Annotated in this window: 7 protein-coding genes; all 7 read left to right on the forward strand. The window is 67.3% G+C overall.

What is annotated here, in order from left to right; genetic code table 11:
- Positions 1 to 942 carry a DUF58 domain-containing protein gene (locus N5C91_RS21310; protein ID WP_279831829.1) on the forward strand — a complete coding sequence of 314 codons (942 nt, stop codon included), beginning with the start codon at positions 1 to 3 and terminating at the stop codon, positions 940 to 942.
- The gene (locus N5C91_RS21315) at positions 939 to 1436 is read left to right on the forward strand and encodes a DUF4381 domain-containing protein (RefSeq protein ID WP_279831830.1); all 498 of its coding nucleotides are present in this window, start codon (positions 939 to 941) and stop codon (positions 1434 to 1436) included. The genes N5C91_RS21310 and N5C91_RS21315 overlap by 4 nt, the downstream gene beginning before the upstream one ends.
- Entirely contained in the window at positions 1423 to 2427 is a 1005-nt protein-coding gene (locus tag N5C91_RS21320) for a VWA domain-containing protein (RefSeq protein WP_279831831.1), read from the forward strand. The genes N5C91_RS21315 and N5C91_RS21320 overlap by 14 nt, the downstream gene beginning before the upstream one ends.
- Entirely contained in the window at positions 2427 to 4001 is a 1575-nt protein-coding gene (locus N5C91_RS21325) for a VWA domain-containing protein (protein WP_279831833.1), read from the forward strand. Before N5C91_RS21320 ends, N5C91_RS21325 begins: the two co-directional genes overlap by 1 nt.
- Positions 3998 to 5320 (forward strand): hypothetical protein, encoded by a 1323-nt coding sequence (locus N5C91_RS21330; protein ID WP_279831835.1) that lies wholly within the window; start codon positions 3998 to 4000, stop codon positions 5318 to 5320. Before N5C91_RS21325 ends, N5C91_RS21330 begins: the two co-directional genes overlap by 4 nt.
- A gap of 14 nt (positions 5321 to 5334) precedes the next feature.
- Complete coding sequence (locus tag N5C91_RS21335) at positions 5335 to 6330, forward strand: HAD family hydrolase (protein WP_279831836.1); 996 nt, start codon at positions 5335 to 5337, stop codon at positions 6328 to 6330.
- 111 nt (positions 6331 to 6441) lie between these two features.
- Positions 6442 to 8017: arylsulfatase (locus tag N5C91_RS21340; RefSeq protein WP_236198828.1), on the forward strand; the 1576-nt coding region annotated here is incomplete at its 3' end.

The following is an 8017-nucleotide window of genomic DNA, read 5'->3' on the forward strand; positions in this document are numbered from 1 at the left end:
ATGGCGGATCAGCAGCCGGTCGCCGATGGCTTCGTCTACGCCTCGCTGGAGCAGTTGATGCTGCTGGAACATCGCGTTCGCGGCCTGAGCTTCCTGTCGCGGCAGCCGCTGTCCAGCATCCTCTCCGGCAGCCATGCCGCGCGCCTGCGCGGCCGGGGGCTGAGCTTCGACGAGCTGCGCCAGTACAACCCCGGCGATGACCTGCGGCACCTGGACTGGCGCGCCTCCCAGCGCTACGGCAAACCGTTCGTGCGCAGCTACACCGAGGAGCGCGATCGGCCGACGCTGCTGCTGGTGGACCAGCGCATGAGCATGTATTTCGGTTCCAGGCGCAGCTTCAAGTCGGTGCTGGCCGCGGAGCTTGCCGCCATCGGCGCATGGATGGCCCTGCAGGCGGGCGACCGGGTTGGCGGGCTGGTGTTCGGTGACCGCCAGATCGACTACATCCGCCCACTGCGCAGCCGCGCCAGGGTCGAGGCGCTGTGCGCGGCCATCGTCCGCCACAACCATGCGCTGCACGCCACGCGCAGCGAAGACGATGCGCCCGGGCAGCTTGACCGGGTGTTGCGCCAATGCCTGGGCCTGGCCGGGCACGACAGCCTGGTGGTGATCATCAGCGACTTTGCCGGCGTGACCGAGCAGACGCTGCAGCTGTTGCGGCAGCTGAGTGCGCACAACGACGTGCTGGCCTTGCAGGTGTTCGATCCGATCGCCTTGCGCCTGCCGGACCGCGGCCGGGTGACCGTCACCCAGGGCGAGCTGCAGGTGGAACTGGAGGTCGGCCGGCGCCAGGTGCGGCGGCCGCTGGGCGAGTTCCTCAGTGGCCGGCTGAAGGACGTGGCGACGCTGCTGCGCCGTAGCCAGGTGCCGCTGATGATGTTCAGCAGCGGGCGCGACAGCCTGGAGCAGTTGCGCGGTGAACTCGGGCGCCTGGCGCGATGAGCGTTCCGCGCATCGACCAGTTGCAGGAGCTCCCGGCCCCCCCTCCGGTGGTCAGCTACTGGCCGCAGACCTGGGCCTGGGCGGTGCTCGCCGCACTGCTCGTGGTCGCCATCACCGCCTGGGCGCTGTGGCGCTATCGCCGCTGGCGGCGCGAGCGTTATCGACGCGAGGCGCTGGCCCTGCTGGATGACCTCGGCAAGGCCCTGGCGGACCCGGCCCGCAGGCTGCCAGCGCTGCGCCAGCTGCCGGCGCTGATCAAGCGCGTGGCGCTGTCGATGCCTGCTGGCGACGTCGCGGCGCCGCTGGCCGGCAGCGCCTGGCAGGCCTATCTGCAACGCTGCAGCCCGCTACCGTTGCCGGCGGGGCTGGATCAGCGCCTGGCGCTGCTGGCCTACGCGCCGGACGCCCGGCTCCAGCAGTTGCCCGAGCAGGAGGTACAGGCCTTGCTGGTGGCCTGCCGGAAATGGGTCGAGGTGCATCATGTGGCAGCTTGACTACCCCTGGGTGTTGCTCCTGCTGCCCTTGCCCTGGCTCGCCTGGCGCTACCTGCCGGCCTACCGCGAATCGCGCAGCGCCCTGCGGGTGCCGTTCTTCGCCGCCATGAGCCGCGCCGCCGGCCAGGATGCCAGCCGCGGCGGCGCTGGAGGGCGCTGGCAACTGCCGCTCAACCTGCTGGTCTGGGGGCTGCTGCTCATCGCTTGTGCGCGCCCGGTGCTGGTGGAAAAGCCCATCGAGCGCGTGCAGCCGATCCGCGACCTGATGCTGGCCATCGATATCTCGCAGTCCATGGAAACCAACGATTACCGCGACGCCAATGGCCAGCGGGTGGACCGCCTGAGCATCGTCAAGGACGTGGTGCGCGAGTTCATCGGCGAGCGCAAGGACGACCGCATCGGCCTGATCGTCTTCGGCACCGCGGCCTTCGCCCAGGCGCCGCCGACGCTGGATCATGCCAGCCTGCTGCTCCTGCTGGATGAAGTCGGCATCGGCATGGCCGGGCCGAACACTGCCCTGGGCGATGCCATCGGCCTGACCCTCAAGCTGCTCAAGGACGCGCCGGAGCAGGAAAAGCTGCTGATCCTGCTCACCGACGGCAACGACACCGCCAGCGCCATCACGCCCAGCCACGCCGCGAGCATGGCCCGCGAGCGCGGGGTGGTGGTGCACACCATCGGTATTGGCGACCCCGAGGCCAGTGGCGAATCGAAGGTGGACCTGAAGACCTTGCAGGAAATTGCCCGGACCACGGGTGGGCGTTACTTCCGCGCCGATGACCGCGAGGCGCTGAAAGCCGTGTACGCCACCCTGGACCAGATCACCCCGCATCAGGTCAAGACCCTCAGCCACCAGCCCAAGCGCGACCTGTTCTGGCTGCCGCTGGGGGCTGCGCTGCTGTTGCTGCTGGCCGCCCATGGCCTGGCGGTCATCGCCACGCGCCTGGCCGCGCCGCGCGCTACCCGCGCGAGCCGGGAAGTGGAGGGCTGATGGACATCGACCTCAGCGCCTTCCATCTGCTGCGGCCATTCTGGCTGCTGCTCCTGCTGCCGGGCGTGCTGCTGCCTCTGTTGTGGAGCCGACGGCATGATCTGGCGCGGCTGCTCGACGGCATCATTGCGCCGCATCTGCTGCAGCACCTGGTGATCACCCCCGCCGAGCGGCAGCGCGTGCGCCCGGTGCATCTGCTGGGCGCCGTGCTGGCGATCGGCGGCGTGGCCGCTTCCGGGCCGACCTGGGAGCAGGATCGCCCGGCCTTCCTGGAGAACCGCGCGCCGCTGATCCTCGCCCTGGACCTGTCGCCCTCCATGGCTGCCAGCGATGTCCCGCCATCGCGCAGCGAGGCGGCCAGGCACAAGCTGCAGGACCTGATCGCGCGCCGGCCGGGCAGCCCGACGGCGCTCATCGCCTATGCCGGCAGCGCGCACCTGGTGCTGCCAGCGACCCGCGATGCCGCGCTGCTCGACAGCTTCCTGCAGGCGCTGGCGCCCGGCCTGATCCAGCGCAGCGGCAAGGACGCGCTGGGCGCCATCGAGATCGCCAAGCGCCTGCTGGCCGCCGAGCATTCGCCGGGCACCCTGGTGTTGCTGACCGATGGCGCCGACAAACAGCAGTTCGACGCCATCGACAAGGCCCTGCGCGGCAGTGATCTGCAAGTGCTGGTGCTGGCGGTTGGCAGCCAGGACGGTGGCTTGCTCGACGGTGGCCAGCAGGACGCCGCCGGCCGCCCCCTGCTGGCCAGCTTTGACGCGGACGGCCTGAAGGGCCTCGCGGATGCGGCGGATGCCCCACTGGGCAGCCTGACCCTCAACGACGATGACCTGGACTGGATCGAACTGCATGCCCAGCAACACTTCCAGGCCGCCCAGGGGGATGAGCGGCAGTTGCATTGGAAGGATGCCGGCTATTGGCTGTGCTGGCCGTTGCTGCTGCTGGCGCTGGTGAGTGTGCGCAAGGGCTGGAAGGTGCACTGGATGAGTGTGCTGCTGCTGGCTGTTGGGCTGAGCGGTATGCCGCAACCGGCGCGTGCCGGGGTGTTGGCCGAGGCCTTCTTCACGGCGGATCAGCAGGGGCGCTGGGCTTTCGAGCACGGCGATTATCCGCAGGCGGCTGCGCATTTCCGTGATCCCTTCTGGAAGGGACTGGCGGCTTATCGCGCGGCAGATTATCCGCTTGCCCTGAGCAGTTTCGCCCGGCTGGATTCGGCCCAGGCCTACTTCTACCTGGGCAATACCTATGTGCGCCTGTCGAAGTTCGATCAGGCCATCGACGCGTATCGTCAGGCGCTGCAACGCCAGGCGGAGTTTCCTGCCGCTACCGCCAACCTCGCGCTGGCCCAGGCCCTGCAGAAGGACCGCGAAGACCAGCAGGAGGCCGGGCCGCCCGACGAGAAACCCGACCAGGAGGTGTTCGACAACACCGCCGGCAAGGGCCGAAGCGTACCCCGCGCACGCGCCAAGGCCGACTCGGACGAGCAGTGGCTGAACAACCTGAGTACCTCGCCGGCACAGTTCCTGCGCCGCAAGTTCCTGCTGCAGGACGCGGCGGTGGGGGCCGGTTCATGAGGCGTGCGCTGCTCCTGTTGCTGTTGTGCTGGCCCTGGCTGGGCTTCGCCGCCGAGCCGGAGGTAAAGGTGCGTAGCCAACTGCTGCCGGGTGATTCGGTGCTGGTCGGCGGCACGCTCACGCTGCAGGTCGATCTGCTGGTGGACACCTGGTTCGCCCAGCCGCCGCAACTGCCTGCGCTGAAGATCGCCGGCGCGGTGGTCTCCGAGCCGAGCAGCGAGGCGACCCATCTCAACGAGAAGATTGCCGGAAAGCCGTTCTTCGGCCTGCGCTACGGCTACCAGATCACCCCGCAGAATGCCGGGCAGTTCACGCTGCCTGCGCTGGTTATCCAGGTGCAGCCAGGGCAGGGCAGTGGTCCGCTGCAGGTCACCAGCCAGCCGCTGCACTTCACCGCCAGAGCCCCCGCGGGGGCCGCGAGTGAAGGCGGTCAGCGCCTGGTCGCCAGCCAGGTACGGATCACCCAGGAACTCAAGGCTTCCCACCAGCCACTGCGGGTCGGCGACAGCGTGACGCGCACCCTTCACATCACGGCTGAGGGCGCCCAGGCCATGCTTATCCCCGCGCCGGACTTCGCCACGCTGCAGGGGCTGCGGCGCTATGTGCAGTCGCCGACGGTGCAGGCGTTGAGCGACGGCCGTGGCGGCAGCAGCGGCGGTGAGCGCATGGACGCGGTGACCTATGTGATCGACCGGGCCGGGGATTTCCAATTGCCGGCCATCGAGTTGCACTGGTGGGCAGCGGAGAGCGGCGAGCAGCGCTCGGTCACGGCTCCTGCGCTGGAGTTCGCGGCCCAGGCCGCGGCGGCATACCAGGCCCCGTTCTCCATCAGCGACGATCTGCGCGAACTCGGGCGCCGAGCCCAGCTGCGCCTCGCCGGTCACTGGTTGCTGCTGGCTGGCGCAGCGGCGCTGCTGGCGGCGCTGGGCTATGCGCTGCATCGGTGGGGAGCGCCGCTGCGGGCCCTGCTGCTGGCCGCTGCCGAACGTCGGCGCGAGGCCTGGCGCGAGTCGCCCGGGCATGCCTGGCGCCAGGTTCGCCGCCAGCTCAAAGCGCAGCCGCCGCAACTGGGTGCGCTGTACCTGTGGCTGCGCCGGTCAACCGATTGTCGCCAAATAAGCAGCGCAGTGGCTGATCGCGCCAGCCAGTCCGGCAATCCTTTGCTAGCGTTTCTCAGGGCCCGCTATGCGCGGGCTGACGCGCCCTCGGCCACTGCGTCCGCTGAACTGCTCCAGGCGTTGCCGCAACTTCATCGAGAGATTGGCCGGGGCAGGCAGAAGAGTCTGCCGGCCCATGCCCTTAAACCCTTGAACCCGTGATCCAGGGACGTGACATGACCTCGTACCGTGCTCGACCGCTTGCCCGCTGGATGCTCCTGCTGCTCTGCCTGCCGCTGCTGGTGCAGGCAGCGGAGCAATTGCCATCGTGGAATGACGGAGCTTCGCGCCAGGCGATCATCGCTTTCGTCGAAGCCGTGACCCGCGAGGGCGGCAAGGACTTCGTGCCGCCGGCTGAGCGCATCGCCGTGTTCGATAACGACGGTACCTTGTGGAGCGAGCAGCCGATGTACTTCCAGGTGCTCTTCGCCCTGGACGAGCTGAAGCGCCTGGCGCCGCAGCATCCGCAGTGGAAGCAGCAGCAACCGTTCAAGGCGGTGCTCGAAGGCGATCGCAAGACCCTCGCCGCCAGCGGCATGAACGGCATCCTGGAGATAGTCGCCGCCACCCATGCCGGCGTGAGCACCGAGGAGTTCATCGGCAATGCCCGCCGCTGGCTCGCCACGGCGAAGCATCCGCGCAGCCAGCGGCCCTACACCGAGATGGTGTTCCAGCCGATGCTGGAGCTGCTGGGCTACCTGCGGGCCAATGGCTTCCGCACCTACATCGTCTCCGGCGGCGAAGTGGCGTTCATGCGCGCCTTCGCCGAAGAGGTGTACGGCATCCCGCCGGAACAGGTGATCGGCACCACCCTGGGCAGCCGCTTCGAGGACCGCGACGGCGTGCTGTCGATCCAGCGCCTGCCCAAGCTGGTGCACAACGACGACGGCCCCGGCAAGCCGGAAAGCATCGACAGCATCATCGGCCGCCGGCCCATCCTGGCTTTCGGCAACTCCGACGGCGACCTGCAGATGCTGCAGTGGACCATGGCCGGCAAGGGCCTGCGCTTCGCCGGCCTGGTGCACCACACCGATGCCCAGCGTGAATGGGCCTATGACCGGCAGAGTGAAGTCGGGCGGCTGGACAAGGCGCTCGATGAGGCAACGAGCAAGGACTGGGTGGTAGTGGACATGCAGAAGGAGTGGAAGCGGATCTATCCGTTCGACCAATAGCACAGCCAACCAAGACAAACCGCAGGGACACGGGGATTTCCAGTCGAGCAGTCGGCATCTCCAGTGACGCAGTCGTGGCAAACGATGAGTAACTGGAATGGAGAGACAGCAATGAAGCGTACGGGAAGATGGTTATCGCAGTTCGCCCTCGCGGCGACCGCGATAATGGGCTGTACGGTTGCCAGCGCTGCTGACAAGCCGAATATCCTGGTGATCTTCGGCGACGATATCGGCCAGACCAATATCAGCGCCTATTCGTTCGGGGTGGTCGGCTACCAGACGCCGAACATCGATCGTATCGCCAAGGAAGGCATGATGTTCACCGACTACTACGCGGAGAACAGCTGCACGGCGGGACGCTCGACCTTCATCACCGGGCAGTCGATCCTGCGCACCGGGTTGTCCAAGGTCGGCATGCCCGGCGTCCCGGTCGGCCTGCAGGACCGTGACGTGACCATCGCCCAGGCGCTCAAGGCCCACGGTTATGCCACCGGGCAGTTCGGCAAGAACCACCTGGGCGATCGCGATGAGTACCTGCCGACCAAGCACGGCTTCGACGAGTTCTTCGGCAACCTCTACCACCTCAACGCCGAGGAGGAGCCGGAGCGGCCGTACTGGCCGAAGGATGACGAAGCCTTCACCAAGGCTGCGTCGCCCCGTGGCGTGCTGAAAGCCACCGCCGACGGCAAGATCGAGGACACCGGCGCGCTGACCAGCAAGCGCATGGAAACCATCGACGACGATACCACCCAGGCCGCCATCAACTTCATCGACAAGCAGGTCAAGGCCGACAAGCCGTTCTTCGTCTGGATGAACACCACGCGCATGCACGCCTTCACCCACGTGCGTGATTCGATGAAAGGCCAGAGCGGCATGCCGGGCAACGACTATGCCGACGGCATGCTCGAGCACGACGGTGACGTCGGCAAGCTGCTCAAGACTGTCGATGACCTGAAGATCGGCGACAACACCATCGTCATCTACACCACCGACAACGGACCGAACCAGTGGTCCTGGCCGGATGCGGCGACCACCCCGTTCCGCAACGAGAAGAACTCCAACTGGGAAGGCGCCTACCGCGTGCCGGCAATGATCCGCTGGCCGAACCATGTGAAGCCGGGCAGCGTGTCCACCCAGATGTTCTCCGGGCTGGACTGGTTCCCGACCTTGCTGGCTGCCATCGGTGACACCGACATCAAGGAGCGTCTGCTCAAGGGCGCCGATATCGGCGGCAAGAACTTCAAGGTGCACCTGGATGGCTACAACCAGCTGGACTACCTGACCGGCAAGACCGACAAGAGCGCGCGCAGCGAGTTCTACTACTTCAACGATGATGCGGAGCTGGTGGGCATGCGCTTTGGCGACTGGAAGATCGTCTGGTGCGAACAGCGTGCACCGGGCGGCCTGAAGGTCTGGAGCGAACCCTTCACCTGTCTGCGGGTGCCCAAGCTGTTCAACCTGCGCATGGACCCCTACGAGCGCGCGGACGTGGTCTCCGACCAGTACTACGACTGGCTGACCAAGAACGACTATCTGATCTTCCAAGGAACGCGCAAGGCGGCGGCCTTCCTGCAGACCTTCGTCGACTACCCGCCGAGCCAGCGCCCGGCGAGCTTCAGCATCGACCAGATTCGCAAGGATGTGGACGCGAAGATCGACGCGAAGATGAAGCAGAGCGGCAAGCAGT

Origin of the sequence: Pseudomonas sp. GD03903, from assembly GCF_029840045.1 — a bacterium.
Taxonomy (GTDB): Bacteria; Pseudomonadota; Gammaproteobacteria; order Pseudomonadales; family Pseudomonadaceae; genus Pseudomonas; species Pseudomonas pseudonitroreducens.